This window comes from Phreatobacter sp. (assembly GCF_030691135.1).
In the GTDB taxonomy this organism is placed as follows: Bacteria; Pseudomonadota; Alphaproteobacteria; order Rhizobiales; family Phreatobacteraceae; genus Phreatobacter.
Genome location: NZ_JAUYFA010000085.1, coordinates 1 through 22,771 on the forward strand (window position 1 = coordinate 1; position 22,771 = coordinate 22,771).

Annotated in this window: 27 protein-coding genes; 13 read left to right on the forward strand and 14 right to left on the reverse strand. The window is 68.2% G+C overall.

Annotation, left to right across the window (positions count from 1 at the left end):
• Window positions 1-206, reverse strand: a 206-nt coding sequence (gene infC, locus Q8O26_RS15235; protein WP_305577442.1) for a translation initiation factor IF-3, incomplete at its 3' end; no start/stop codon positions are given.
• 233 nt (window positions 207-439) lie between these two features.
• Here infC and Q8O26_RS15240 point away from each other — a divergent pair.
• The 4 genes from Q8O26_RS15240 (at window position 440) to Q8O26_RS15260 (ending at window position 4,766) form a co-directional block, all read left to right on the forward strand.
• Entirely contained in the window at window positions 440-1,198 is a 759-nt protein-coding gene (locus tag Q8O26_RS15240) for a carboxylesterase (RefSeq protein ID WP_305577055.1), read from the forward strand.
• A 48-nt stretch (window positions 1,199-1,246) separates the two neighbouring features.
• Window positions 1,247-1,846, forward strand: a complete 600-nt coding sequence (locus Q8O26_RS15245; RefSeq protein ID WP_305577058.1) for an XRE family transcriptional regulator — start codon at window positions 1,247-1,249, stop codon at window positions 1,844-1,846.
• The gene (locus Q8O26_RS20770; RefSeq protein ID WP_371134576.1) at window positions 1,843-2,874 is read left to right on the forward strand and encodes an N-acetyltransferase family protein; all 1,032 of its coding nucleotides are present in this window, start codon (window positions 1,843-1,845) and stop codon (window positions 2,872-2,874) included. The genes Q8O26_RS15245 and Q8O26_RS20770 overlap by 4 nt, the downstream gene beginning before the upstream one ends.
• A gap of 77 nt (window positions 2,875-2,951) precedes the next feature.
• Complete coding sequence (locus Q8O26_RS15260; RefSeq protein WP_305577060.1) at window positions 2,952-4,766, forward strand: N-acetylmuramoyl-L-alanine amidase; 1,815 nt, start codon at window positions 2,952-2,954, stop codon at window positions 4,764-4,766.
• A gap of 7 nt (window positions 4,767-4,773) precedes the next feature.
• Here Q8O26_RS15260 and Q8O26_RS15265 read toward each other — a convergent pair whose 3' ends face one another.
• From Q8O26_RS15265 to Q8O26_RS15285, 5 genes are all read right to left on the reverse strand, one after another.
• Window positions 4,774-5,514 carry a M48 family metallopeptidase gene (locus Q8O26_RS15265; RefSeq protein ID WP_305577062.1) on the reverse strand — a complete coding sequence of 247 codons (741 nt, stop codon included), beginning with the start codon at window positions 5,512-5,514 and terminating at the stop codon, window positions 4,774-4,776.
• 121 nt (window positions 5,515-5,635) lie between these two features.
• Complete coding sequence (locus Q8O26_RS15270; RefSeq protein ID WP_305577064.1) at window positions 5,636-6,985, reverse strand: polyhydroxyalkanoate depolymerase; 1,350 nt, start codon at window positions 6,983-6,985, stop codon at window positions 5,636-5,638.
• Between the two features lie 242 nt (window positions 6,986-7,227).
• Window positions 7,228-8,025, reverse strand: coding sequence for an ABC transporter permease (locus Q8O26_RS15275; RefSeq protein ID WP_305577066.1), 798 nt, complete (start codon window positions 8,023-8,025; stop codon window positions 7,228-7,230).
• Complete coding sequence (locus Q8O26_RS15280) at window positions 8,022-8,681, reverse strand: phosphoribosylanthranilate isomerase (protein WP_305577068.1); 660 nt, start codon at window positions 8,679-8,681, stop codon at window positions 8,022-8,024. Before Q8O26_RS15280 ends, Q8O26_RS15275 begins: the two co-directional genes overlap by 4 nt.
• Window positions 8,678-9,427: an ABC transporter ATP-binding protein gene (locus Q8O26_RS15285; protein WP_305577070.1), complete on the reverse strand. Its 750-nt coding sequence runs from the start codon at window positions 9,425-9,427 to the stop codon at window positions 8,678-8,680. Before Q8O26_RS15285 ends, Q8O26_RS15280 begins: the two co-directional genes overlap by 4 nt.
• A 147-nt stretch (window positions 9,428-9,574) precedes the next feature.
• On the opposite strand from Q8O26_RS15285, the gene Q8O26_RS15290 reads away from it, so the two are divergent.
• Complete coding sequence (locus Q8O26_RS15290; protein WP_305577072.1) at window positions 9,575-10,516, forward strand: ribokinase; 942 nt, start codon at window positions 9,575-9,577, stop codon at window positions 10,514-10,516.
• Window positions 10,513-11,292: an HpcH/HpaI aldolase/citrate lyase family protein gene (locus Q8O26_RS15295; protein WP_305577074.1), complete on the forward strand. Its 780-nt coding sequence runs from the start codon at window positions 10,513-10,515 to the stop codon at window positions 11,290-11,292. The genes Q8O26_RS15290 and Q8O26_RS15295 overlap by 4 nt, the downstream gene beginning before the upstream one ends.
• 2 nt (window positions 11,293-11,294) lie before the next feature.
• Here the strand turns inward: Q8O26_RS15295 and Q8O26_RS15300 are convergent, their stop codons facing one another.
• Together Q8O26_RS15300 and gnd are read right to left on the reverse strand one after the other, a co-directional pair.
• Window positions 11,295-11,837, reverse strand: coding sequence for a gluconokinase (locus tag Q8O26_RS15300; RefSeq protein WP_371134577.1), 543 nt, complete (start codon window positions 11,835-11,837; stop codon window positions 11,295-11,297).
• A complete protein-coding gene (gene gnd / locus Q8O26_RS15305) occupies window positions 11,834-12,808 on the reverse strand; it encodes a phosphogluconate dehydrogenase (NAD(+)-dependent, decarboxylating) (RefSeq protein ID WP_305577076.1) in 975 nt (324 codons plus the stop codon). The genes Q8O26_RS15300 and gnd overlap by 4 nt, the downstream gene beginning before the upstream one ends.
• 131 nt (window positions 12,809-12,939) lie before the next feature.
• On the opposite strand from gnd, the gene Q8O26_RS15310 reads away from it, so the two are divergent.
• A complete protein-coding gene (locus Q8O26_RS15310) occupies window positions 12,940-13,941 on the forward strand; it encodes an adenosine kinase (protein WP_305577078.1) in 1,002 nt (333 codons plus the stop codon).
• Window positions 13,942-13,954: 13 nt separating this feature from the next.
• Here the strand turns inward: Q8O26_RS15310 and hslU are convergent, their stop codons facing one another.
• The 3 genes from hslU to hslV form a co-directional block, all read right to left on the reverse strand.
• A complete protein-coding gene (hslU, locus tag Q8O26_RS15315) occupies window positions 13,955-15,265 on the reverse strand; it encodes an ATP-dependent protease ATPase subunit HslU (RefSeq protein WP_305577080.1) in 1,311 nt (436 codons plus the stop codon).
• 71 nt (window positions 15,266-15,336) lie between these two features.
• Window positions 15,337-15,972 (reverse strand): DUF2585 domain-containing protein, encoded by a 636-nt coding sequence (locus Q8O26_RS15320; RefSeq protein ID WP_371134587.1) that lies wholly within the window; start codon window positions 15,970-15,972, stop codon window positions 15,337-15,339.
• 93 nt (window positions 15,973-16,065) lie between these two features.
• Window positions 16,066-16,623, reverse strand: a complete 558-nt coding sequence (gene hslV / locus Q8O26_RS15325) for an ATP-dependent protease subunit HslV (RefSeq protein WP_305577084.1) — start codon at window positions 16,621-16,623, stop codon at window positions 16,066-16,068.
• Between the two features lie 134 nt (window positions 16,624-16,757).
• Between hslV and hisB the strand changes: the two genes are divergently transcribed.
• From hisB to Q8O26_RS15355, 6 genes are all read left to right on the forward strand, one after another.
• The gene (gene hisB, locus Q8O26_RS15330) at window positions 16,758-17,345 is read left to right on the forward strand and encodes an imidazoleglycerol-phosphate dehydratase HisB (protein ID WP_305577086.1); all 588 of its coding nucleotides are present in this window, start codon (window positions 16,758-16,760) and stop codon (window positions 17,343-17,345) included.
• On the forward strand, window positions 17,345-17,848 hold the full coding sequence (locus Q8O26_RS15335; protein ID WP_305577088.1) for a DUF2628 domain-containing protein: 504 nt from the start codon (window positions 17,345-17,347) through the stop codon (window positions 17,846-17,848). The genes hisB and Q8O26_RS15335 overlap by 1 nt, the downstream gene beginning before the upstream one ends.
• A complete protein-coding gene (hisH, locus tag Q8O26_RS15340) occupies window positions 17,845-18,495 on the forward strand; it encodes an imidazole glycerol phosphate synthase subunit HisH (protein WP_305577090.1) in 651 nt (216 codons plus the stop codon). Before Q8O26_RS15335 ends, hisH begins: the two co-directional genes overlap by 4 nt.
• A 55-nt stretch (window positions 18,496-18,550) precedes the next feature.
• Entirely contained in the window at window positions 18,551-19,288 is a 738-nt protein-coding gene (hisA, locus tag Q8O26_RS15345) for a 1-(5-phosphoribosyl)-5-[(5-phosphoribosylamino)methylideneamino]imidazole-4-carboxamide isomerase (protein ID WP_305577092.1), read from the forward strand.
• The gene (gene hisF, locus Q8O26_RS15350) at window positions 19,285-20,073 is read left to right on the forward strand and encodes an imidazole glycerol phosphate synthase subunit HisF (RefSeq protein WP_305577094.1); all 789 of its coding nucleotides are present in this window, start codon (window positions 19,285-19,287) and stop codon (window positions 20,071-20,073) included. The genes hisA and hisF overlap by 4 nt, the downstream gene beginning before the upstream one ends.
• A gap of 154 nt (window positions 20,074-20,227) precedes the next feature.
• On the forward strand, window positions 20,228-20,851 hold the full coding sequence (locus Q8O26_RS15355) for a LysE family translocator (RefSeq protein ID WP_305577095.1): 624 nt from the start codon (window positions 20,228-20,230) through the stop codon (window positions 20,849-20,851).
• On the opposite strand, the gene Q8O26_RS15360 is transcribed toward Q8O26_RS15355, so the two are convergent.
• The 3 genes from Q8O26_RS15360 to Q8O26_RS15370 all read right to left on the reverse strand — a co-directional run bounded on the left by Q8O26_RS15360 (window position 20,848) and on the right by Q8O26_RS15370 (window position 22,690).
• Complete coding sequence (locus Q8O26_RS15360) at window positions 20,848-21,618, reverse strand: M15 family metallopeptidase (RefSeq protein ID WP_305577097.1); 771 nt, start codon at window positions 21,616-21,618, stop codon at window positions 20,848-20,850. The genes Q8O26_RS15355 and Q8O26_RS15360 overlap by 4 nt on opposite strands.
• A gap of 5 nt (window positions 21,619-21,623) precedes the next feature.
• Complete coding sequence (locus Q8O26_RS15365; RefSeq protein ID WP_305577099.1) at window positions 21,624-21,944, reverse strand: YARHG domain-containing protein; 321 nt, start codon at window positions 21,942-21,944, stop codon at window positions 21,624-21,626.
• 86 nt (window positions 21,945-22,030) lie between these two features.
• Window positions 22,031-22,690: a response regulator transcription factor gene (locus tag Q8O26_RS15370; RefSeq protein ID WP_305577101.1), complete on the reverse strand. Its 660-nt coding sequence runs from the start codon at window positions 22,688-22,690 to the stop codon at window positions 22,031-22,033.
• Between the last annotated feature and the right edge of the window lie 81 nt (window positions 22,691-22,771).

Below are 22,771 nucleotides of genomic sequence, written 5' to 3' on the forward strand. Positions count from 1 at the left end.
TTGCAGACGGGCGGCACGGCATTCGGGGCGACCTCGACAAGGTCGAGCCCGGCCTCCACGGCCATCAGGACGGCATCGCGAGTCTGGATCACGCCGCGGTTCTCGCCCTCGGCATCGATTAACTGGACTTCGCGGACACGGATCATGTCGTTGATGCGCGGCCCGTCACGCTCGACGGGGGCGGCGGCTCTCATGGGTCTGCGAATGGGGGCGTCTCCTTGACACGTTGCTGGGACCGGATCGCCGCTGGCCGCGCCCTTGCCGAGAGGGAAAGACGCACACCGACCTGCGGATCATCCGGAAGCTCGGGAAGATCGGTAGAAACGCCGCGAAAGTCAATGGTTGCCGGCATTTTGTGCGTCGGTCTTGCCCGCGGGTCGCGCGGGCGGGTAGTCAGGGGTCGCTCCCGGCTTCCCCGTTTCGGAGACCTGACACTGTGATGAACCTGCCCGAACCGGACTTCCTGACGGTTGGAACCGGCTCTGCCGCCCGCCGTATCGCCTGGCGCCGCGTTCCCGGACGGGGGCCGACCATCGTCTGGCTGGGCGGCTTCAAGTCCGACATGAAGGGCACCAAGGCCGAGGCGCTCGCCGCCTTTGCGGCGCGGACGGGCCGGGCCTTCCTGCGCTTCGACTATTCCGGTCACGGGGAATCGGAAGGCGATTTCGAAATGGGAACGATCTCCCGCTGGGCGGAGGAAGCCGCTGCCATGGTCGCATTCGCCGGGCCGCGGCCGGTCCTGGTCGGCTCCTCCATGGGCGGGTGGATCGCCCTCCTCGTCGCCCGGCTCATGGCGAGCCCGCCGACGGCGATGGTGCTGATCGCTCCGGCGCCCGATTTCACCGAGGTGCTGATGTGGCCGTCCTTTTCCGAAGAGGTCAGGCGGACGATCATGATCGAGGGCCGCTGGCTCCGCCCCTCCGCCTATGATGCGGGCGGCTACCCCATCACCAGGGCCCTGATCGAGGACGGGCGCCGCAACCTCGTTCTCGGCGGCCTGGTCGAGACCGGCTGCCCGGTCCACATCCTGCAGGGGATGGAAGACCCGGACGTGCCCTGGCGCCACGCCATGCTGCTCGCCGAAAAGATCGCCCGTGACGACGTGGTGGTGACGCTGGTCAAGGACGGTGACCACCGCCTGTCCCGCGACGCGGACATCGCGCGGCTCGAAGAGGCGGTCGCCGCCGTCGCACGATGAGTCCCGGCCGTCCTTGATTCCATTATCTGAGAATGGTACTCTCGGAACATGGACAGCGCCGCGGATCCGACCGACCAGCTTGACCAGATCGTCGCCCAGCGCGTCCGCGAGTTGCGGGCCGCCAAGGGCCTGACGCTGGACCAGCTCGCCGCCCTGTCCGGCGTTTCCCGTGCCATGATCTCGCGGATCGAGCGCGCCGAGGCCAGCGCCACGGCGGTCCTTCTGGTCAAGCTCGGCGCCGCCCTCGGCGTCACCCTCGGAGCGCTGTTCGAAAGGCCGCAGCCGCAGCCCGATCCTGTGCGCCGCGCCGCCGCCTCGGCAGTGCGCACCGACCCCGAAACCGGCTATACCCGCCGCAATGTCGCCCCTCCCAACGCCTCCGGCACCGACATCGTCGAGGTGATGCTGCCGCCGGGCAAGCGTGTCGCCTATGACAATATCGTCGTCATCCCGGTCGAGCAGTTCGTCTGGGTCTTCGCGGGGACGCTGACCCTGACCTATGCCGGCCTGACCACCGACCTCGGCCCCGGCGACTGCCGGGTGATGCGGCTCGACACGCCGCTGGTCTTCGAGAACCGCACGGCAGCGCCGGCGCGCTACTGCGTCGTGCTGGTGTCCCATGCCGCCCCGCCGGGACAGCGCCGATGATCACGATCGAAACGCTCGATGCGGCGGCGACCAGGCGCCACCTGCCCGATCTCGCGGCCGTCCTGGTCGACTGCGTCACCCATGGCGCCTCGGTCAGCTTCATGAAGCCCTTCGGCTTTGCCGACGGTGAGGCCTTCTTCGCGCGCGTCGTCGACAGCGTCGCCGCCGGCGACACCGTTCTCGTCGCCGCCTTTCTCGGTGACCGCGTCATCGGCACCGCCCAGCTCGGGCTCGACATGCCGCCGAACCAGCCCCATCGGGCGGAGGTGAAGAAAATGCTCGTCCATTCCGACGGGCGCCGGCAGGGCATCGCCGGCTCGATGCTGCGGCGCATCGAGGAGGAAGCACTCGGACACGGCCGCCACCTCCTCATCCTCGACACCGCGAGCGAGGAGGCCAAGCGTGTCTACGAGCGCGGTGGCTGGTCGCGTTTCGGCTTCGTGCCCGATTTCGCGCTGCTGCCCGACGGCGGCTTCTGCGACACCACCTACTATCTGAAGGACCTGTCGCCGCCGCGGGGGATGCCCGTCTCGACCGCGACCGTGCGCGACGCCACCGACGCCGACATGCCGGCCATCCTCGACATCGTCAATCACGCCATCGCCACCAGCACGGCGATCTGGTCGGACGAGCCGGTCGATCTGGCGAGCCGCCTGGCCTGGCTGCGCGACCGGCTGGGGACGGGCAGCCCCGTCCTTGTCGCCATGGATGACGGCGCCGTGGTCGGCTTCGGCTCCTACCTGCAGTTTCGCGCCTGGTCGGGCTATCGCAACGCCGTCGAGCACTCGGTCTATGTGCGCGACGACCGGCGCGGCTCCGGCGTCGGGTCGGCGCTGATCGCGGGCCTGCTCGCGCGCGCGAAGGCCGACGGCAAGCAGGTGATGATCGGCGGCATCGAGGGCCGGAATACCGCCTCCCTGCGGCTGCACCGCCGGGCCGGTTTCATCGAGGTCGGGCGGATGCCGGGCATCGGCGAGAAGTTCGGCCGGAAGCTCGACCTCGTCTTCGTGCAGAAGCAGATCGGCTGATCCATTGCCGCGGGATTTTTCCGGACCTAGACGTACCGCGTGACACGTCCGAATGTCACCCGTGGTAGTGAGGGCGCATGTCGCAACTCATAAAGGTTGTCGACTGGACGGGCGAGCGGCGAGGAACTGTCATTTTCGTCCATGGCTTGGGCGGCCATCCCTATGACACGTGGCGGCGCGGAACAGGGCCCGTCGCCAGCGACGATACCTTCTGGCCGAAATGGCTGGCGGAAGGCATTTCCGGGATCGAAGTCTACACGCTCGGATACGAAGCCACCCCAAGCGGCTGGTTCGGCGAGCCCATGGCGATTGAGCACCGGGTCAACAATATTGCCGAGCTTCTCTTCAACGAAGAGGGGCTAGCCCGTTCTCACATTACGTTCGTTTGCCACAGCCTCGGCGGCATCATCGTCAAGAAGCTGCTGCTCCATCTCGATCAGATGGAGGCTGTCGAACCTAGGGCAAAGGCCCTCCTCGACGGTGTCCGGCAGGTCGCTTTTCTAGCGACACCGCATCTGGGGTCGGACCATGCGAACCTGATCGACCGCCTGCGGCTTCTGCTCTGGCCCTCGCCGTTGACGACCGCTCTAGTGGCCAATGCGCCAGCCCTGCATCAAACCAACATCACCTACAGGGCCTTGGCCAAAGGCCGGGCTGGCTCGCTTCGGCACAAAGTCCTTTACGAGACGCGATCGACCGTGCTCGGTAAGATTGTGCGAGAGGGTTCGGCTGATCCCGGCCTCTCAGACAGCGCGCCAATAGCGACTGACTCCAACCACATCACCATTGCGAGGCCGAAAGATCGTGGCTCCGAGGTCTTCGGCTCCCTTCGCAGCTTCATAGCCAAGGCTCTGCCACCCGCAGAGAAGAGCGCGGCGGGCGACCTCGTTCTCCCCGGCCTTCCGGAGTTCGATGACGAGCGGACTATCGACTATCTCGGCATACTGACGCGGGTAACGATGCTCGCATTAATCGTCGCCACGTTGTGGTTTGCGGCAATCGGACTTCTTCAGCGGCACGATGGGGGCCCGAGACGCGACTTCGTCGAAGTGCTCGACGTTCTGACGCGGATCGAAAACGACGACGACCGGGTGAGAGTCGCGGAGGCAATGCTCAATCGTCAACTGGGCACCGGCGAGAGACAGCGGATCCGGCTCATGCGGTCAGGGCCGGTGCGATCTGTTCCGCTCGCACCAGAATTTCAAACACGCATAGCTCGCGCGACCAACCCTGCTGATCTGAGCAGGGTGCTGGCCGAGATCGATCTCAAGCCATGCGGGGGCTCGTTTGCCTTCAAGGTCGACGGCGCAACGCTGGTTTGCGCTGATGGTCGGCCTGTGCCACAGGTTCCCGTGCCCGGCGCCTTGCCTGAACTCCGGTCGGCCGAAGCGGTGATCTTCCACTACACCGCGAGCGGCAGCACCACGGGCGTGCTGAACTTCCTCGCCGGCGGGACTGCACCCAACAACGTTTCCTACCACATTCTCGTCGCGCGTAGCGGAGCCGTGGTTCAGCTCGTTCCCCTCGACCGCGAGGCGCGGCATGCCGGGCAGAGCTACTGGCAGACCCGCGGCCTCACCCAGCTCAACGCCTATTCGATCGGCGTAAGCTTCACCAACCAGGGCCGCCTGACCCAGCGCGACGACGGCACATATGTCAACGCCTATGGTGCGCAGGTCGGTCCGAAAGACGTGGTTCCGGTGCAACAGGCTGGGCAGACGTCATATTGGGACCGCTATACCGACGACCAGATGCGGACCGCCGAAGGGCTCGTGCACGCCTTCCGGGCCCGGAAGCCCAATATCGAGTTGCTTGGCCATTCCGAAGTCTCGCCACGGAGCCTCGACCCCGGCCCCGCGTTTCCTATAGATCGCCTGCGACAGATCCGCTGAGAAATCCTTAGTCTTCCGCCCCGTAGCGGTGCAGGTTCGCCCCGTTGGCGCGCAACCACGCCTTGGCCGCGTCCATGCCGGGACACAGGTCCCGGACGATCCGCCAGAACCGCGTCGAATGGTTCATCTCGCGCAGATGCGCCACTTCATGCGCCGCGAGATAGTCGAGCACGAAGGGCGGAGCCAGGATCAGCCGCCAGGAATAGTTGATGGCCCCCGAGGATGAGGCCGAGCCCCAGCGGCTCGCCTGATCGCGGATGCCGATGCGCGTCACCTTGACGCCGAGCCGCTCGGCATAATGGCGGGTCGCCACCTCGAGATCCTTGCGCGCCTCGCGCCTGAGAAAGTCCTGGACCCTGCGGGACAGGAAGGCCACATCGCCCGAAACGAGGATGGCGCCTTCCTCCACCGAAACCGTGCCGCGCCGGTCGGGACTGTGGACGACCTTGTGCGGCACGCCGCGCAGCGGCACCACGGCGCCGGCGACGAAGCCGAGCGCTTCGGGTATGCGGTTCAGCCGCGTGGCGATCCAGGCACCATGGCGCTCGGCGAAGCCGATGGCGTCGGCGAGCCTGGCCCGCGCCGGCATGGAGAGCACGGCGTCGCGGCTTGCGGCGCGCACGCGCAAGGTGAAGCGGCGCGCCTGCGGCAGGCGGCGTAGTTCCACCGCATAGGGCACACCCTCATGCGAGACGGTGATCGCCTGCGGATCGGGTTCGCGCTGGAACAGCCTGCGGATGATCGACATGGGGTCAGATTAACCGAGTCGCCCGTGCCGAGGCCAGCCGCGAAGTCGTGACCGGATTGCCCCTTTCGCTGCCCGCTGCCAGATCGGAGTGCGGCGGACCCAAACCGAGGGACGCCCGGGATCAGCTCCCTTTCGCCGCGTCAGCCGTGCGCCCGCCACGGATCATCTTGAGCACCGTCGGCTTGGTCGACGGCTTGTCCTTGGCGGGAGCTTTGGCGGGGGGCTTGGCGGCCTGGGCCTTGCGATAGGCGTGGGTGCGCATGAAGTCCATGACGCGGGGCGCGATGTCCGCCCGGAAGCGGGATCCGTTGAAGACCCCGTAATGGCCGACCGCCGCCTGCAGGTGGTGGTGGCGCATGTCCTCGGGGATCGAGGTGGCGAGGCCATGGGCCGCCAGCGTCTGCCCGCCGCCGGTGATGTCGTCCTTCTCGCCCTCGACCGTGAGCAGGGCGACGCGCTTGATCGCCTTCGGATCGACCCGCTCGTTGCGATGCATCATCGTGCCGCGCGGCAGGTGATGCTCGACGAAGACCCGCTCGATGGTCTGCAGGTAGAACTCGGCGGTGAGGTCCATCACCGCCAGATATTCATCATAGAAGCTGCGGTGCTTCTGCGCATTGTCGCCGTCGCCCTTGACGAGGTTGCGAAACATTTCGCGGTGGGCGTCGACATGGCGGTCGAGGTTCATCGACATGAAGCCGTTGATCTGCAGGAAGCCCGGATAGACCGGACGCAACATGCCGGGATGCGGGAACGGCACTGTGGTGATGACGTTGCGCCGGAACCACTCGGTGCCGCGCTCCTCGGCCAGTTTGTTGACCGCGGTGGGATTGGACCGCGTGTCGATCGGTCCGCCCATCAGGGTCAGCGTCGTCGGGACGAAGGGGTCGTCCTCGGCCTCCATGCGCGCCACCGCCATGAAGACCGGCACAGCCGGCTGGCAGACGGCCATGACGTGGGTGTCTGGGCCGAGGAAATGCAGCATCGAGACAATGTAGTCGACATAGTCGTCGAGATCGAAGCGCCCGTCCGCCAGCGGCACCCGGCGGGCGTCGAGCCAGTCGGTGATGAACACCTCGTGGTTCGGCAGGAAGGCCTCGACCGTGCCGCGCAGCAGCGTCGCGTAGTGGCCCGACATCGGCGCGACGATCAGCACCTTGGGATCGGGCCGGCGCCGCGCCGGAAGCGCCCGCTGGAAATGAACGAGGTCGCAGAAGGGCCGCTGCCACACGGCTTTTTCGGTCACGGCGACACGTTCGCCCCCGACCAGCGCTGTCGGCAATTCGAAGCCCGGCTTGCCGTAGCGCCGCGTCGCGCGCTCGAACATCTCGGCGCCGGCGGCCATCTGCTTGGCCATCGGCATGTGCGAGAAGGGATTGACCGGGCTGTTCAGGGCCAGCTTGGTGGCGTCCGCCATGGCCCGATAGGGCGACAGCATGGCATGGGTGGCTTCGTACCAGTGGTAAAGCACGCAAAGGCCTCCGGGGACGGGGAGGATTGGGCCAGGTCGCTTCAGTCCGGTCGGGCGACCTGTCGGGTCATGGCGTCGGGAGAAGCCTCACCGACCCGCAGAGATCCAATCTCGATTGCTGCACTGCGAAATTTGTAGCGGACTTGTTACAGCCCGCGCAACCTCAAGCGTGCAGGGCCAGGCGTTAACCCGCAATGAACGTGGTTTTCGAGTGACATCAGACGAAAGACGATGATCAGCCGTCACTCGCCGCTGGACAGGAGGGTACCGGCGTCGCGTGCCCGGTCCAGCAGCGCGGCGAAGGCGAAGGAGGCCGCGACGATCCACAGCACGTTGAGCGCGGCTGCGGCTGCCAGCAGGTCGAGGCGCAGCACGCCCTCCGACAGCACCGCCCGCATGCCCTCGAAGACATGGGTCGGCGGCAGCGCCAGGGCGAAGGGCTGCAGCCAGGCCGGCAGCACGCTCAAGGGATAATAGACGCAGCAGAGCGGCCAGAACACGAACATGATCGTCCAGGCGAGGCTCTCCGCCCCGAGGCCATGGCGCAGGATCAGGCCGCAGACGACGAGCCCGACCGCCCAGCCGGTCACCACCAGAAGCGCGAAGAAGGCGGCGAAGCCGATCCCGAGCCGGGCGAGGTCGAAGCCGAAGAAGGCGATGGCGAGGATCGTCGCCGGGATCATCCCGACCGCGAGGCGGGCGAGGCTCATCACCATCAGCGCCGCGACGAACTCGGCCGGCCGCAGCGGGCTCATCAGGAGATTGCCGAGATTGCGCGACCAGACCTCTTCAAGGAAAGAGATCGAGAAGCCGATCTGGCCGCGGAACAGCACCTCCCAGAGCAGCAGGCCCGACACCAGCGCCCCGCCGACGAACAGCGTGCTGTTGGTGGAGGCCATGGCATAGTTCTGCAGGAAGCCCCAGGTCAGGAGATTGAGCACCGGCCAGTAGACGAGTTCCAGGAGCCGCGGCCAGGACGAGGCGAGGAGATAGACATAGCGCAGGCAGAGCGCGCCGACGCGCTGGACGGAAAAGCTCATGCGGCCCTCACCGCCGCCATGAAGGCGGCGAGCTTGTCCGGGTCGAGATGGCCGTCCGTCCTGACCCCCGTGCACAGGTCGACCCCGAACGGGCCCACCTTGGCGATGGCTTCCGCCACATTGGCCGGCGTCAGCCCGCCGGCGAGGAAGACCGGCTTGCGTGTCGCCCGGACGAAGGCGCGGCTGACGTCCCAGTCATGGGTGCGGCCGGTCCCGCCGAGTTCGCGCATCGTCCCGCCCGGCTTGCCCGAATCCAGCAGGAAGGCGTGGACATAGGGCTCGTAGCGCGGGATCAGGTCGAGCGCCGAGGGGCCCTCGACATGGATGACCTGCACGCGCCTGACGGCCGGCAGGGTCACCGCGAGGACCGCGATCTCGCCGGGATCGATATGATCGACGATCTGGATCGTGCTGGCGCCGCAGTGCCGCACATGTTCGGCGATCTCGAGGCCGGTGAGCCGCGAGCTGAGGAGGAAGGTCGCGATGGGCGGCGGCACCTCGGCGGTGATCGCCCGGATGGTCGCATCGTCGACCATGCCCGATCCCGGCGGCGTTGCGGCGACCATGCCCAGCGCGTCGGCGCCGGCGGCGATCGCCATCTCGGCCTCGGCGAGCGAGGAAATGCAGCAGATCTTGATGCGGGTGCGGGCGCTCATGCGACGTTCTCCCGGCGGCCGCGCGCGACATCAAGGAAGACCTCCTCGAGGCTGCTGCGCCCGTAGCGGCGGATGAGTTCGGCGGGCGACGCGTCGTCCTCGATCCGGCCCTGTTTCAGCATGATCACGCGGTCGCAGAGCCGTTCGACCTCGCCCATATTGTGCGACGCGAGGAGGATCGCCGCGCCGCGACGGTCGCGGTAGCGCTCCAGATGGCCGCGGATCCAGTCGGCCGTGTCCGGGTCGAGCGAAGCGGTCGGCTCGTCCAGCAGCATGACCTCCGGTTCGTTGATGAGCGCCTTGGCGAGGGCCACCCGCGTCTTCTGCCCGGCCGACAGCTTGCCCGAAGGCCGGTCCAGCAGAGCGGTGAGGTCGAGTTCGCCGGCGAGGGTCGCGATGCGGCCGGACAGGTCCGGGACGCCATAGAGCATCCCGAAGATCTTGAGGTTCTGCCGCACCGTCAGCCGGTGCGGCATGTCCACATAGGGGCTCTCGAAATTCATCCGGTGCAACACGTCGTGGCGCCGCCGCACCATGTCCGTCCCGAGGACCGATACGGTGCCGGACGTCGGCAGGACGAGCCCCATGATCATGCCGATCGTCGTCGACTTGCCGGCACCATTGCCGCCGAGCAGCGCCGTCGTCGAGCCGCCGGCCACGGCAAAGCTCAGCCCGTCAACGGCCCTGACGGGTCCGTAGTTCTTGACGAGATTCTCGACCTCGATGGCGGCGGTGGCGGGGCTCATGACGGAGCACATGGGGCGGTTGCCCGTTCAGGGCAAATGAAAAGCGGTGATGGACGCCCCGCGTCGTGCAAGGCCGCCCTGCTCACACCGGCTTGACCCTGTCCCGGCCGCAGCGCAAGCCTTGGCTTTCTGCATTCCCCGCCTGTCATGATCATCGTCTTCGGTTCCATCAACATCGACCTGGTCGCTCGCGTCCCGGCCCTCCCGCGCGCGGGCGAGACCGTGGCGGGGCCCGACTATGCCGTGATCCCCGGCGGCAAGGGCGCCAACCAGGCGCTCGCGGCGCGGCGGGCCGGCGCCGCGGTCGCTATGGTCGGAGCGGTGGGCCGGGACGGCTTCGCCGCGCCCGCCCTCTCCCTGCTGGAAGCCGCCGGCGTCGAGTTGTCGGCCGTCGCCCCCGTCGATGCGGCGACCGGCGTCGCCTTCATCGCGGTCGACGCTGCGGGGGAAAACCAGATCGTCGTCGCCGCCGGGGCCAATGCCGCCGTCCGGGCGGCCGCCCTCGAACGCCTCGCGCCCGCTCCGCGCGACACGCTGCTGATGCAGTGGGAAGTGCCCGAGGCGGAAATCCTCGCCGCCGCCCGCTGGGCCCGCGCCCGCGATCTCAGGGTCATTCTCAACCGCGCGCCGGCAGGGCCCGTCCCCGCCGAACTGGCGGCGCTCCTTGACGTCGTCGTCGTCAACGCGCACGAGGTGCTGGCGCTCGGCGCCGGTTTCGGCCTCGCCGACGGCGGTGCGGATGGCGTCGCCGCTGCGATTTCCGAACGTCACGGCCTCGCCGTCGCCGTCACGCTCGGCGCAGAGGGCGCCATCTGCTGGGCCGACGGCATCCGCCACGAATCCCCCGCCTATCCCGTTGAGGTGGTCGACACGACCGCCGCCGGCGACACGTTCTGCGGCGCCCTCGCCGCCGCCCTCGACCGCGGCCGCGGGCTGGAAACCGCCCTCGAATTTGCCGCGGCCGCAGGTTCGCTCGCCTGCAGCCGGGCCGGCGCCCAGCCGAGCATTCCCGATCTCGCCGCCATCGATGCGGCAGCTGCCATCCTGGCGGAGCAGAGAAATCCACCAAACCGGAGGACGACCCCATGACCCGCAACCGCATCAAGCGCCGTGCCCTGGCGGGCGAGAGGCTTCTCGGCGCCTGGGTGTTCTCCGGCGCGCCGGCGGTCTGCGAGACCTATGCGCTTGCCGGCTACGACATCGTGTTGATCGACGCCGAGCACACGCCGATCGACATGGCGGAGACGCTGGCCTGCGTGCGCGCGGTCGAGGCCGGCGGCGGCGACGCCATGGTGCGCGTGCCGAGCCACGATTTCGGCATGTTCAAGCGGATGCTGGATGCCGGCATCCATTCGCTGATGGTGCCGATGATCGACACGGTGGAGCAGGCGCAGGGCATCATCGCCTCCTGCCTCTATCCGCCGCGTGGCCGCCGCGGCTATTCCGCCTCCGTCGCCCGCTCGGGGCTCTATGGCTTCGCCGAGGACTATATCGACACCGCCCACGAGGACACGTTCCTCGCCCTCCAGGTGGAGAGCGACCTCGCCTCGCAGAATGCGGCGGCGATGGCCGCGCTGCCGGGTGCCGACTGCCTGTTCATCGGCGCCAACGATCTCGCCGGCTCGCTCGGCAAGCTTGGACGGCTGACCGAGCCGGATGTGCTGGCGAGCATCGACCGGGCGGCGGAAGCGACGCTCAAGGCCGGCAAGGTGCTGGGAACGATCCCGATCCCCGGCCGCGACCCGCTCATGCTCGCCGAGCGTGGCTACGGCATCGTCATCGGCGAATGCGACATGGCCGCGGTGCGGGCCGGCGCCCTTGCCGATCTCGCCCGCAACAGGGGCAAGTTCCCCGGCCGGCGCTGACCTCAGGCGGCGAGGCGGGCGAGGATCGTCGCGACGATCGCCTCGGGATCGTCCGCGATGGGGACGGTCACGGCTTGCTCGTCGGGCGCGGGGGCTTCCAGCGTCGCGAACTGGCTCTCCAGCAGGCTCGGCGGCATGAAATGGTCGCGCCGCGCCCGCATGCGCCCGTCGATCAGGTCGAAGGAGCCGTCGAGATGGATGAAGCGCAGCCGCGCGCCTGCGGCCCTGAGACGGTCGCGATAGGCGCGCTTCAGCGCGGAGCAGGCGATGACCACATGGCCGTCGCCGTCCTCCAGCTCCGCGACATGGCGGCTGATGGCGTCGAGCCAGGGCCAGCGGTCGGCGTCGGTCAGCGGCGCGCCGGAGCGCATTTTCGCGACATTGGCGGGCGGATGGAAACTGTCGCCGTCGCGGAAGTCCCAGCCGAGCGCCCTCGCCAGACCGAGGCCGACGGTCGACTTGCCCGAACCGGACACGCCCATGACGATCAGCGCCGTCGCGCGTGGTGGATGCGCCGCTGCCGCGGCCTGAAGGCCGGTGTTCACTTCGGCTCCTGGTGGCCGCCGAAGCCCTTGCGCATGGCGGAGAGGACCTTTTCCGCGAAGGTGTGGTCCTGGCGCGAGCGGAAGCGCGTGTAGAGCGCCGAGGTCAGCACCTCGGCCGGCGTCGCCTGTTCGATCGCCGCCTCCACGGTCCAGCGTCCCTCGCCGGAATCGGCGACATGACCGGAGAACTGCGCCAGCGCCGGATCGGCGGCGAGCGCCTCGGCGGTCAGGTCGAGGAGCCAGGAGGTGACGACCGAGCCGCGCCGCCACACTTCCGCGATGTCCGCCACGTCGAGATCGAGGCGCTGCTCTTCCGGCAGGCGCGGCGAGGCGGCGTTGCGCAGGATGTCGAAGCCCTCCGCGAAGGCCTGCATCATGCCGTACTCGATGCCGTTGTGGATCATCTTGACGTAGTGGCCGGCGCCGCTCGGTCCGCAATGCAGATAGCCCGCATCGGCGGTGCTCTGCCGCCCGTCCCGGTGGCGGGTCGGCGCAATGTCGCCGCGGCCCGGGGCGAGCGTCGCAAAGATCGGGTCCAGCCGCTGCACGGCCTGCCGCTCGCCGCCGATCATCAGGCAATAGCCGCGGTCCAGACCCCAGACGCCCCCCGACGTGCCGATGTCGAGATAGGTGATCCCGCGAGCCGCCAGCGCCTTGGCGCGGCGGATATCGTCCTTCCAGAACGTGTTGCCGCCGTCGATCACCGTATCGCCGGGCGACAGGAGGTCGGCGAGTGCGGCGATGGCGTTCTCGGTGACGTCGCCGGCCGGCAGCATGACCCAGACAGCGCGCGGCGCCGTGAGGGCCCCACAGAGCGCGGCGAGCGAGCCGGCGCCCACGGCGCCTTCGGCTGAAAGCGCGTCGGTAGTCGCCGCATTGGCGTCGTGCACCACGCAGGCATGGCCCGCCCGCATCAGGCGGCGCGCGATGTTCGCGCCCATCCGCCCGAGCCCCACCACGCCGATCTGCATGCACGCCCTCCGCGCCCGTCTTTTTCTTCCCGTCGAAGCAACCGAACTTCGTCGAGAAGTCAATGGCACGCCGTTGCCGGATGGCGCCCCAGCGTGTAGAGGGCGCCAGAGTTTCGCCGCGAGAGCCCTTCATGTCCCAGACCCGCTACGACGTCGCCGGAATCGGCAATGCCATCGTCGATGTGCTCGCCCGCACCGAGGACGATGTCCTCGCCCGCCTCGGTGTCCCGAAAGGTGCCATGATGCTGATCGACGAGCCGCGGGCCGAGGCGATCTATGCCGCCATGGCCCAGACGATCGAGATGTCCGGCGGATCGGCCGCCAACACCATCGCCGGCATCGGCCTGCTCGGCCTGAATCCGGCCTTTCTCGGCAAGGTGCGCGACGACCATCTCGGCGCCTCCTTCCGCCACGGGATGAAGGCTGCCGGCATCCACTTTCCCACCGCCGATGCGACTGAGGGTCCGGCCACCGCCCGCTCCTTCATCCTGGTGACGCCCGACGGCGAGCGGACGATGAACACCTATCTCGGCGCGGCCCAGAACCTGGTTCCCGCCGACGTCGACGCCGAGACCATCGCCGCGTCCGGCATCACCTATCTCGAGGGCTATCTCTGGGATCCACCGGAGGCCAAGAAGGCCTTCCTGAAGGCGGCCGAGATCGCCCATGGCGCCGGCCGCAAGGTGGCCCTGACGCTGTCCGACGCCTTCTGCGTCGATCGCTACCGCGACGAGTTTCTCGGTCTCATCCGGGGCAAGACCGTCGATATCGTCTTCGCCAACGAGAGCGAGCTGAAGTCGCTCTACCAGACCGCCGATTTCGCCACGGCGCTCGACGCGCTGCGCGCCGATGCCGGTCTTGCCGTCGTCACCCGGTCCGAACAGGGCGCCGTCGCCGTCGAGGGCGCGACCCTCGTCTCCGCGCCGGCCTTCCCGGTCGACAAGGTGGTGGACACGACGGGCGCCGGCGACCTCTTCGCCGCGGGCTTCCTCGCCGGCCTGTCGCGCGGCCTGCCGCACGAGACCTCGCTGCGCCTTGGGGCCCTCTGCGCCGCCGAGATCATCAGCCACATGGGTGCCCGCCCCGAGGCCAATCTCAAGGCGCTCGCCGCCGAGAACGGCTTCGTCCTGTGAAGGTCGCGGCCGCCTAAAGGATGAAGCGGCTGAGATCGGCGTTCTTGGCGAGATCGCCTACCGTCTGGCGCACATAGGCGCCGTCGATCGTCACCGTCTCGCCGGCGCGGTCGGCGGCGGTGAACGAGATGTCGTCGAGCACCCGCTCGATGATCGTCTGCAGGCGCCTGGCGCCGATGTTCTCGAGCGAGGCGTTCACCTCCACCGCCAGGTCGGCGATGGCGTCGATGGCATCGTCGGTCAGGACGAGGTCGACGCCTTCCGTCTTCATCATGGCGATCGACTGGCGGGTGAGGCTCGCCTCGGTCTCGGTGAGGATCGAGCGCAGATCCTCCCGCGTCAGCGGCTTCAGCTCGACGCGGATCGGCAGGCGGCCCTGCAGTTCCGGCAGCAGGTCCGAGGGCTTGGCGACGTGGAAGGCGCCGGAGGCGATGAACAGGATGTGGTCGGACTTCACCGGCCCGTGCTTGGTCGCCACGGTCGTGCCCTCGATCAGCGGCAGGAGGTCGCGCTGCACGCCCTCGCGCGACACTTCGCCGCCGCGGTTTCCCTCGCGGGCGCAGATCTTGTCGATCTCGTCGAGGAAGACGATGCCGTTGTTCTCCACGAGATGGATCGCCTCCTGCACCAGATTGTCCTGGTCGACCAGCTTGTCGGCCTCTTCCTGGACCAGCGGATCGTAGGCTTCCTTCACGGTGGTGCGGCGCTGCTTGGTGCGACCGCCCATCATCTTGCCGAGCATGTCGTTGAGGTTGGCGATGCCGATCTGGCCGCCGGGCATGCCTGGAATGTCCATCATCGGCAGGCCCTGCGGATTGCCGGCCGCCACCTCGATGTCGATCTCCTTGTCGTCCATCTCGCCGTCGTGCAGCTTCTTGCGGAAGCTCTCGCGGGTGGCGGGGGAGGCGGTCTTGCCGACGAGGGCGTCGAGCACGCGCTCCTCGGCGCCGAGATGCGCCTTAGCCTGGACGTCCTTGCGCTTGTTCTCGCGCACCAGCCCGATGCCGACCTCCACGAGGTCGCGGACGATCTGCTCGACGTCGCGGCCGACATAGCCGACCTCGGTGAACTTGGTCGCCTCCACCTTGAGGAAGGGCGCATTGGCGAGCTTGGCCAGGCGGCGGGAGATTTCCGTCTTGCCGACGCCGGTCGGGCCGATCATCAGGATGTTTTTCGGCAGCACCTCCTCGCGCAGGCTCTCGTCGAGCTGCAGGCGGCGCCAGCGGTTGCGCAGGGCGATGGCCACGGCGCGCTTGGCGTCCTTCTGGCCGATGATGTGCCGATCGAGCTCGGAGACGATTTCGCGGGGAGAAAAGTCGGTCATCGGGACCTTGAACTGAGGGGCTTGGACGAGCGGAGAGATGGCGATTGTCGCCCGCCGATCAAGGACCGGCGCTAAACGCCGCCTTGCTGCCACAGCCGGATCGCCTCGATCGGATGAACCAGCATGAGGATGTTGAGGATGAGGTTGTCGCGGATCACTGCCGCGAGGCCCACTTCCAGCGCGATGGCGAGGCCGAGCGTCGCCCAGGCCGGCAGCAATGCGGCGATGCCGAAGCCGACGATCATGGCGAGCGAGTCGGCGATCGAATTGACGATGGTGTCGCCGTTGTAGCCGAGCGAGATGGTGGTCGCCCGGTAGCGCTCGATGATCATCGGCGTGTTCTCGGCGATCTCCCAGGCGCCCTCGACGACGACCGCCAGCACCAGCCGGGTCCAGAGGGAACTGCGCGGCAGCACCAGCCAGGCGAGGAAATAGAACAGGAAGCCGTGGACCACGTGGCTGAACGTGTACCAGTCGGCGAGATGCTGCGAGTTCTCCGAGCTCATGACGAGGCCGTGCCACAGCTTGATGCTGCCGCAGGCGCAGATCGGCAGGCGCCCCATGGCATAGAGCACGCCGGCCTGGATGGCGAGGAGCAGCAGGACCAGCGGCAGCGCCTGCCACCAGGGGAAGCCGCCGACCGGTCCGCTCGGGCGATAGGACGAGCCAGGGGACGCAGTGATCGGCTGGAAGGGAGAGGATGTCATGGTCATGGGGAAAGCCTAGCCGCCGGCGCGTCGCAAGTCATGAAGCGGACGGGGCCGAAATGCGGCACGTCCCGGACGTCCATGCGCTGTTCGTCAGCCGATGCTCTCCATGACGAGATTGCCGTTGGTATAGACGCAGATTTCCGAGGCGATCTTCATCGCCTTGCGGACGATGGCCTCCGCATCCAGGTCGGTGTCGGCCAGCGCCCGCGCGGCGGCGAGCGCATAGTTTCCGCCCGAGCCGATGGCGGCGATGCCATTCTCCGGCTCCAGCACGTCGCCGGTGCCGGTGAGGATCAGCGAAACGTCCTTGTCGGCGACGATCATCATCGCCTCGAGGCGCCGGAGGTAGCGGTCGGTGCGCCAGTCCTTGGCGAGTTCGACCGCGGCGCGGGTGAGCTGGCCGGGGAACTGCTCGAGCTTGGCTTCAAGCCGTTCGAACAGGGTAAAGGCGTCGGCCGTGGCGCCGGCGAAGCCGCTGATCACGTCGCCGCGGCCGAGTCGGCGCACCTTGCGGGCATTGGCCTTGATGACGGTCTGGCCGAGGCTGACCTGCCCGTCGCCGCCGATCACCACCTTGCTGCCCTTGCGGACGGTGCAGATGGTCGTGGCGTGCCAGCCGGGAAAGGAATTGTCGCTGCTGGAATTCATGGAACCTCCGGAAAGGCGAGATGTAGGCCGATTGGCGAAGGACGCAAGGCGGGCTTCGGCGCCCGCCGGGAGCCCTCCGCCTTTCAAACCGCCGCCGCCGCTGTTAGAAGTCCGGCCAGCCGCCGGAGAAAGCCATGCGCAAGGGCCAGATCACCCGCACCACCAGGGAAACGGACATCACCGTCTCCGTCGATCTCGACGGCTCGGGCCGTGCCGAGGTCGCCACCGGCGTCGGTTTCTTCGACCACATGCTCGACCAGATCGCGCGTCATGGGATGATCGACATCTCCATCCGCGCAAAGGGCGACCTGCATATCGACGACCACCACACGGTGGAGGATGTCGGCATCGCCTTGGGACAGGCGGTCCGGCAGGCGCTCGGCGACATGAAGGGCATCACCCGCTATGCCGACGTCCATCTGCCCATGGACGAGACGCTGACCCGCGTCGCCGTCGACGTCTCGGGCCGGCCTTTCCTGGTCTTCCGCACAGAGTTCCTGCGTCACAAGATCGGCACCTTCGACACCGAACTGGTGCGCGAGTTCTTCCAGGCCTTCGCCATGAATGCCGGCATCACGCTGCATGTCGAGACGCTCTACGGCGACAATGCCCACCATGTCGCCGAGAGCTGCTTCAAGGGTCTCGCGCGCGCCTTGCGCGCAGCCGTCACGATCGATGCCCGGCGGGCGAACGAGATCCCCTCCACCAAGGGAGTGCTCTGATGGCGCGCCAGACGAGCTACACCGTCCACCTGCCCCCGTCGGGGCAGAACGGCGACGACGCCGTCCAGTTCGTGCCGGATTCCTTCTCGCCTCTCGCCTTCCTGTTTCCCTGGGCCTGGTTTCCGCTGCAACGCATGTGGCTGGTGACCCTCGCCTATCTCGTCCTGCTGGGACTGACGCTGCTGGCGCTGTCCTTTGCCGGCCTGTCGCCGCTGCTGCGGACGATGATCACGACCGCCCTCAGCCTGCTAATCGGGCTCGAGGCGACCAATCTGAAGCGCTGGACGCTGCGTCGCCGCGGCTGGCGCGAGGTGGCGGTCATCGTCGCCCGGTCGCAGGATGAAGCCGAGCGGCGCTATTTCGCCGAGCGCGGAATCGTGCCGACCGCCCGCATGGAACCGCTCTTCACGGCATCTCAGCCCGCCGTCGCCATGCCCATGGGTCAGCAACCTGTCCTCGGCCTCTTTCCGGAGGCCGATCCGAGCGCGCGGGGCAGGCGGTGAGCGTCGCCATCGTCGACTATGGCTCGGGCAATCTGCATTCGGCTCAGAAGGCCTTCGAGCGCATGGCCCGCGAGCGCGGCCTCAACGTGCCGGTTCTGGTGACCGCCGACCCCGACACCGTGCGCAAGGCCGACCGCATCGTCCTGCCCGGCGTCGGCGCCTTCGCCGACTGCAAGGCGGGCCTCATCGGCGTTCCCGGCATGGTCGAGGCCTTGACCGAAGCGGTGCGCGGCCGCGGCCGGCCCTTTCTCGGCATCTGCGTCGGCATGCAGCTCATGGCCGGCCGCGGGCTGGAGAAGGAAATCTCGGCGGGTCTCGGCTGGGTGCCGGGCGACATCGACCTGATCCGCCCGTCCGATCCTTCCCTGAAGATCCCGCATATGGGCTGGAACACGCTGAACGTGACGCGGGACCACCCGGTCCTCGCCGGCATTCCCACCGGCCCGGATGGTCTGCACGCCTATTTCGTCCATTCCTATCACCTCACCGCAACGGCGGGCGACGTCATCCTCGCCGATGCCGATTACGGCACCAGGGTCACGGCCATGATCGCCCGTGACACCATGGTCGGCACGCAGTTCCACCCCGAGAAGAGCCAGACCCTGGGTCTTGCGCTCATCGGCAACTTCCTGGAGTGGCGGCCGTGAGCGGGCCTGCCCGGCCGGCGCGACCTGTCCTTCACCTCTCTGCCGAGACCGCATCATGAGGCTCTTCCCCGCCATCGACCTGAAGGACGGGCGCTGCGTGCGCCTGCGCCAGGGCGACATGAACCAGGCCACCGTCTATGCCGACGATCCCGCGGCCCAGGCCAGGGCCTTCGAGTCGCAGGGCTTCGATTATCTCCATGTCGTCGATCTCGACGGCGCCTTCGCCGGCAAACCGGTCAATGCGGCGGCGGTGGAGGCCATCCGTGCCGCGACCGCGTTTCCCGTCCAGCTCGGCGGCGGCATTCGCGACATGAAGACGGTCGAGGGCTGGCTGGCCAAGGGCGTATCCCGCGTCATCATCGGCACGGCTGCGGTGCGCGATCCGGACTTCGTCAGGACTGCCGCGAAGGCCTTTCCCGGACAGGTGGCCGTCGGCATCGATGCCCGCGACGGCTGGGTCGCTGTCGAGGGCTGGGCCGAGACGTCGACGCTCGCCGCCCACGATCTCGCCCGCCGCTTCGAGGATGCCGGTGTTGCCGCCATCGTCTACACGAACATTGCCCGTGACGGCATGCTGACCGGCATCGACTGGGACGGCACCATCGCGCTCGCCGATGCCGTCGCCATCCCCGTCATCGCCTCAGGCGGCCTTGCCTCCCTCGACGACGTGCGCCAGTTGCTCACGCCGCGCGCGTGCAAGCTCGAGGGCGCCATCACCGGCAAGGCTCTCTATGACGGTCGGCTCGATCCCGCCGAGGCGATGGCCCTCATCCGCGGAGCGCGCGCCGCATGACATTCAAGGTCCGCATCATCCCCTGTCTCGATGTCAAGGACGGCCGCGTGGTCAAGGGCGTGCAGTTCGTCGACCTCATCGATGCCGGCGATCCTGTCGAGGCCGCCAAGGCCTATGACGCGGCTGGCGCCGACGAACTCACCTTTCTGGACATCACCGCGAGCTCCGACGACCGCCGCACCATGTTCGACGTGGTGACGCGTACGGCGGAAGCCTGTTTCATGCCGCTGACGGTCGGTGGCGGGGTGCGCACCGTCGAGGACATCCGTGCGCTGCTCGTCTCCGGCGCCGACAAGGTGTCGATCAACACCGCGGCGGTGAACGACCGCGCCTTTGTCGGCCGCGCCGCCGACAAGTTCGGCAACCAGTGCATCGTCGTGGCCATCGACGCCAAGCGGGTATCGGCGGCGGGCGAAGCGGACCGCTGGGAGATCTTCACCCATGGTGGCCGCAAGCCGACCGGTATCGACGCGGTGGCCTATGCCCGGGAGGTGGTGGCGCTGGGGGCGGGCGAGATCCTCCTCACCTCCATGGACCGCGACGGGACCAAGTCCGGCTTCGACCTCGCGCTCACCCGCGCCGTCGCCGATGCGGTGCCGGTGCCGGTCATCGCCTCGGGCGGCGTCGGCACGCTCGATCATTTCGTCGACGGCGTCGCGCAGGGCGGCGCCACCGGCGTTCTCGCCGCTTCGGTCTTCCATTTCGGCACCTTCACCATCGGCGAGGTGAAGCGCCACATGCAGGCGGCCGGCCTGCCGATCCGCATGGACGGGATCACGGGCTGAGGAGCTTGTAGTCGGCCGCTTGCTGCGTCATGCCCGGGTCGTCCCGGGCATCCACGACTTCTCCTTTGCTCGTTGTGATCAAGTCGTGGATGGCCGGGACAAGCCCGGCCATGACGGATAGGGTGTGTCACACGATGACCGACCATCCGGAATCATGTCTCCCGCTGACACCCTTCTCGTCCTCGCCAGCCTCTGGCTCGTCGCCGTCCTGACTCCCGGCCCGAACATGATCCTGTTCATGGCGGTGGGCCTGTCCTCGCCGACTGCGTCCATCATTGCCTTGGCGGCCGCCATCGTGCTCGGCACGTTCCTGTGGGGGCTCGCCGGGCTCTTCGGCCTGTTCTGGCTGTTCGAGCTCTTTCCCGCCGCCGCCATGGCGGTGAAGGTCGCCGGCGGGCTCTACCTCGCCTGGATGGGCTTCGGGCTGATCCGCCGCAACCTCGCACCGGCGCCCGAAACCGCGCGCGAGCCGGCGGCGATGCTGACGCCCCGGCGGGCCTTCCTCACCGGCCTCGCCACCGCCCTCGGCAATCCGAAGAGCCTCGTCTTCGTCTCCTCGCTCTTCGCGGTCACACGCCTCGCCGAGCAGCCGCTGGCGATCGGACTCGCCGGTGTCGGCGTGATGATCGCCATGTCGACGCTCTACTATGTCGTTCTCGGCGTGGCGCTTCGGACCCTGCCCTTCGCGCGCCGGCCGGGGGCGACCGGGCGAGTCCTCGCCATGGGGACGGGGCTGGTCATGATGGCCTATGGCGGCAAGATGGCCTGGGAGCGCTAGGCCCCGCCGATCAGTTCCGGCCGATATTCGAAATGCATGGTGTCGTAATGATACCATTTGCCGCCCCAGATGAATCGCTGGGCCTCGAAGACCTCGGCGATCTCGAAGGGGATGCGGTTGCGATAGGGGATGTCGCCCCGCTCGCGCGCCCACGACCAGTAGTCGGACCGGGCGACGTTGATGTCGATGGCCGCGGCATAGGCATGCATGCTCAGGAGCCCGGTATCGGCCACCGTCCGGCAGTTGAACGTGCCGGAAGAGGGCACGAGATAGGCCTTCAGCCGGTCGGGCAGGCGCTCAAGCTCGGCGATGACGCGCTCCAGCCGCGTCGCGACATCGTTCTCGGTCGTCACCGGCAGGGGTTGGGGCCGCGTCTGCGGCATCCAGGTGACGGTGCGGTGGCGTCTGTCTGCGCCGCCCCGCCGGCAGTCGCCATACATCTTGACGAAGAAGGCGGTGCTCCTGATCCGGCCCGGGCTGTGGTTCCGACCGGGTGGTCCCGCCGGAGGGCCGGCCGGATAGGCCTGCCGCATCTGGTCGGTGAGGGTCGCGTCGCGCAGCATGACCTCGAAAGGGCGCTCCGGCCGGCCGGCCCCGGTCTCCATGCGCGTGCCGTCCGTCCAGACGACGACCTGACCGTCGAGCCGGGCGAGGTGGTGGGGATAGGCGGCGACGAGGCGGCCTAGGCGCTCCGCCCCTTCCGCCGGCCGTGTGACAAAGAGCGGCGCCGCGAGGGCGCAGAGGATGGTGCGCCGCGAGACAGCCACGGCGGTCAGCCGGAGCAGCCGTTGAACCGCTCGGCCCGGACGATGGCCTGGATGATGCGCCGCTGGGTGTTCGACAGCGGCACGTCGCCCTGCCGGTCATAGACGCAGCCGGCATTGCCGAAGGTGCGGACGGCACGCGGCGTGTTGAAGCAGTAGCCTGCGTCCTTGTAGATCTGGTTGCGCTCCATCCAGAGGTCGCGGCATGACCAGCCGCCATAGTCCTGGGCGGCGAGGCCGGCGGTGGACGCGGCGAGGATGACCGCGGCGGCGGCGATCTTTGAAGCGGCGATCTTGGTAGCGGAGACCCTGGATGATATCGCGGGCATGGCGTTCCCTGGTGGTTCGAACGGGCGAACGCCGCCACCCTAGGGCAGCGACGTGCGGCAATCTATCAGGGATGCTGCGGAGCGCTTCAGCGCGCCGCGTGGGTGGCGCGGGACAGATGGGTGGCGGCACCGTCCGGGACGCTCCGTACCGGCATCCGCGCACTGGCCTCATGGGCGGTGATGAAGGTGGCGATCGCCTGCGTCCGGCGCTCGACACCGAGCTTCCGCAGGATCGAGGAGACGTGGGACTTCACCGTCCCCTCGGAAATGCCGAGGTCATAGGCGATCTGCTTGTTGAGCCGACCACGGCTCATCAGGTCGAGCACCTTGAACTGCTGGCCGGAAAGAGCGTCGAGCTTGCGCGACGACGACAGGTCGCCCTCGGGATCGACGGCGGTTACGACCGGCCACCACGAGCGGGAGGACAGGACGCTCGCCAGTGCGGCGCGCAGGTGGTCGGCGGGCAGATCGAGCGGAATCGCCGCCACGGCGCCGCGGGCGCGGGCCTCCTGGACGGGCCGCCGGTCGGCGTGATCGATGAGAACGGCGATGCGCGTACCCTCGGCGAGGTCGAGGCCGTCGAGATCGGCGAGGGTGGCGATGACGAGGCTCGCCTTGCCCGGATCGGTCGCCAGGGCACCGGGGTGGCTGGCACGGACCAGCGCCTCGACAGTCTCCGCGACGATGGGGAAGGCGTGGCGCACAGCGAAATTCAGGGTTTCGCGGACAGGGCTTTCGGCAGTCATGTTCGGTTCCTCCAAGTGCCTGATGGCGCGTCGGTTGTTCCGATCTTGCTTGGGGTGGACGCTAGCACCGCGGTTGCCTGA

What these genes read in the sequence shown, in the direction of transcription:
- Q8O26_RS15240 (WP_305577055.1), top strand. Translation starts at nt 440, where the DNA reads ATGAACCTGCCCGAACCGGACTTCCTGACGGTTGGAACCGGCTCTGCC.
- Q8O26_RS15245 (WP_305577058.1), top strand. Translation starts at nt 1,247, where the DNA reads ATGGACAGCGCCGCGGATCCGACCGACCAGCTTGACCAGATCGTCGCC.
- Q8O26_RS20770 (WP_371134576.1), top strand. Translation starts at nt 1,843, where the DNA reads ATGATCACGATCGAAACGCTCGATGCGGCGGCGACCAGGCGCCACCTG.
- Q8O26_RS15260 (WP_305577060.1), top strand. Translation starts at nt 2,952, where the DNA reads ATGTCGCAACTCATAAAGGTTGTCGACTGGACGGGCGAGCGGCGAGGA.
- Q8O26_RS15265 (WP_305577062.1), bottom strand. Translation starts at nt 5,514, where the DNA reads ATGTCGATCATCCGCAGGCTGTTCCAGCGCGAACCCGATCCGCAGGCG.
- Q8O26_RS15275 (WP_305577066.1), bottom strand. Translation starts at nt 8,025, where the DNA reads ATGAGCTTTTCCGTCCAGCGCGTCGGCGCGCTCTGCCTGCGCTATGTC.
- Q8O26_RS15280 (WP_305577068.1), bottom strand. Translation starts at nt 8,681, where the DNA reads ATGAGCGCCCGCACCCGCATCAAGATCTGCTGCATTTCCTCGCTCGCC.
- Q8O26_RS15285 (WP_305577070.1), bottom strand. Translation starts at nt 9,427, where the DNA reads ATGAGCCCCGCCACCGCCGCCATCGAGGTCGAGAATCTCGTCAAGAAC.
- Q8O26_RS15290 (WP_305577072.1), top strand. Translation starts at nt 9,575, where the DNA reads ATGATCATCGTCTTCGGTTCCATCAACATCGACCTGGTCGCTCGCGTC.
- Q8O26_RS15295 (WP_305577074.1), top strand. Translation starts at nt 10,513, where the DNA reads ATGACCCGCAACCGCATCAAGCGCCGTGCCCTGGCGGGCGAGAGGCTT.
- gnd (WP_305577076.1), bottom strand. Translation starts at nt 12,808, where the DNA reads ATGCAGATCGGCGTGGTGGGGCTCGGGCGGATGGGCGCGAACATCGCG.
- Q8O26_RS15310 (WP_305577078.1), top strand. Translation starts at nt 12,940, where the DNA reads ATGTCCCAGACCCGCTACGACGTCGCCGGAATCGGCAATGCCATCGTC.
- hslU (WP_305577080.1), bottom strand. Translation starts at nt 15,265, where the DNA reads ATGACCGACTTTTCTCCCCGCGAAATCGTCTCCGAGCTCGATCGGCAC.
- Q8O26_RS15320 (WP_371134587.1), bottom strand. Translation starts at nt 15,972, where the DNA reads ATGACATCCTCTCCCTTCCAGCCGATCACTGCGTCCCCTGGCTCGTCC.
- hslV (WP_305577084.1), bottom strand. Translation starts at nt 16,623, where the DNA reads ATGAATTCCAGCAGCGACAATTCCTTTCCCGGCTGGCACGCCACGACC.
- hisB (WP_305577086.1), top strand. Translation starts at nt 16,758, where the DNA reads ATGCGCAAGGGCCAGATCACCCGCACCACCAGGGAAACGGACATCACC.
- Q8O26_RS15335 (WP_305577088.1), top strand. Translation starts at nt 17,345, where the DNA reads ATGGCGCGCCAGACGAGCTACACCGTCCACCTGCCCCCGTCGGGGCAG.
- hisA (WP_305577092.1), top strand. Translation starts at nt 18,551, where the DNA reads ATGAGGCTCTTCCCCGCCATCGACCTGAAGGACGGGCGCTGCGTGCGC.
- hisF (WP_305577094.1), top strand. Translation starts at nt 19,285, where the DNA reads ATGACATTCAAGGTCCGCATCATCCCCTGTCTCGATGTCAAGGACGGC.
- Q8O26_RS15355 (WP_305577095.1), top strand. Translation starts at nt 20,228, where the DNA reads ATGTCTCCCGCTGACACCCTTCTCGTCCTCGCCAGCCTCTGGCTCGTC.
- Q8O26_RS15365 (WP_305577099.1), bottom strand. Translation starts at nt 21,944, where the DNA reads ATGCCCGCGATATCATCCAGGGTCTCCGCTACCAAGATCGCCGCTTCA.
- Q8O26_RS15370 (WP_305577101.1), bottom strand. Translation starts at nt 22,690, where the DNA reads ATGACTGCCGAAAGCCCTGTCCGCGAAACCCTGAATTTCGCTGTGCGC.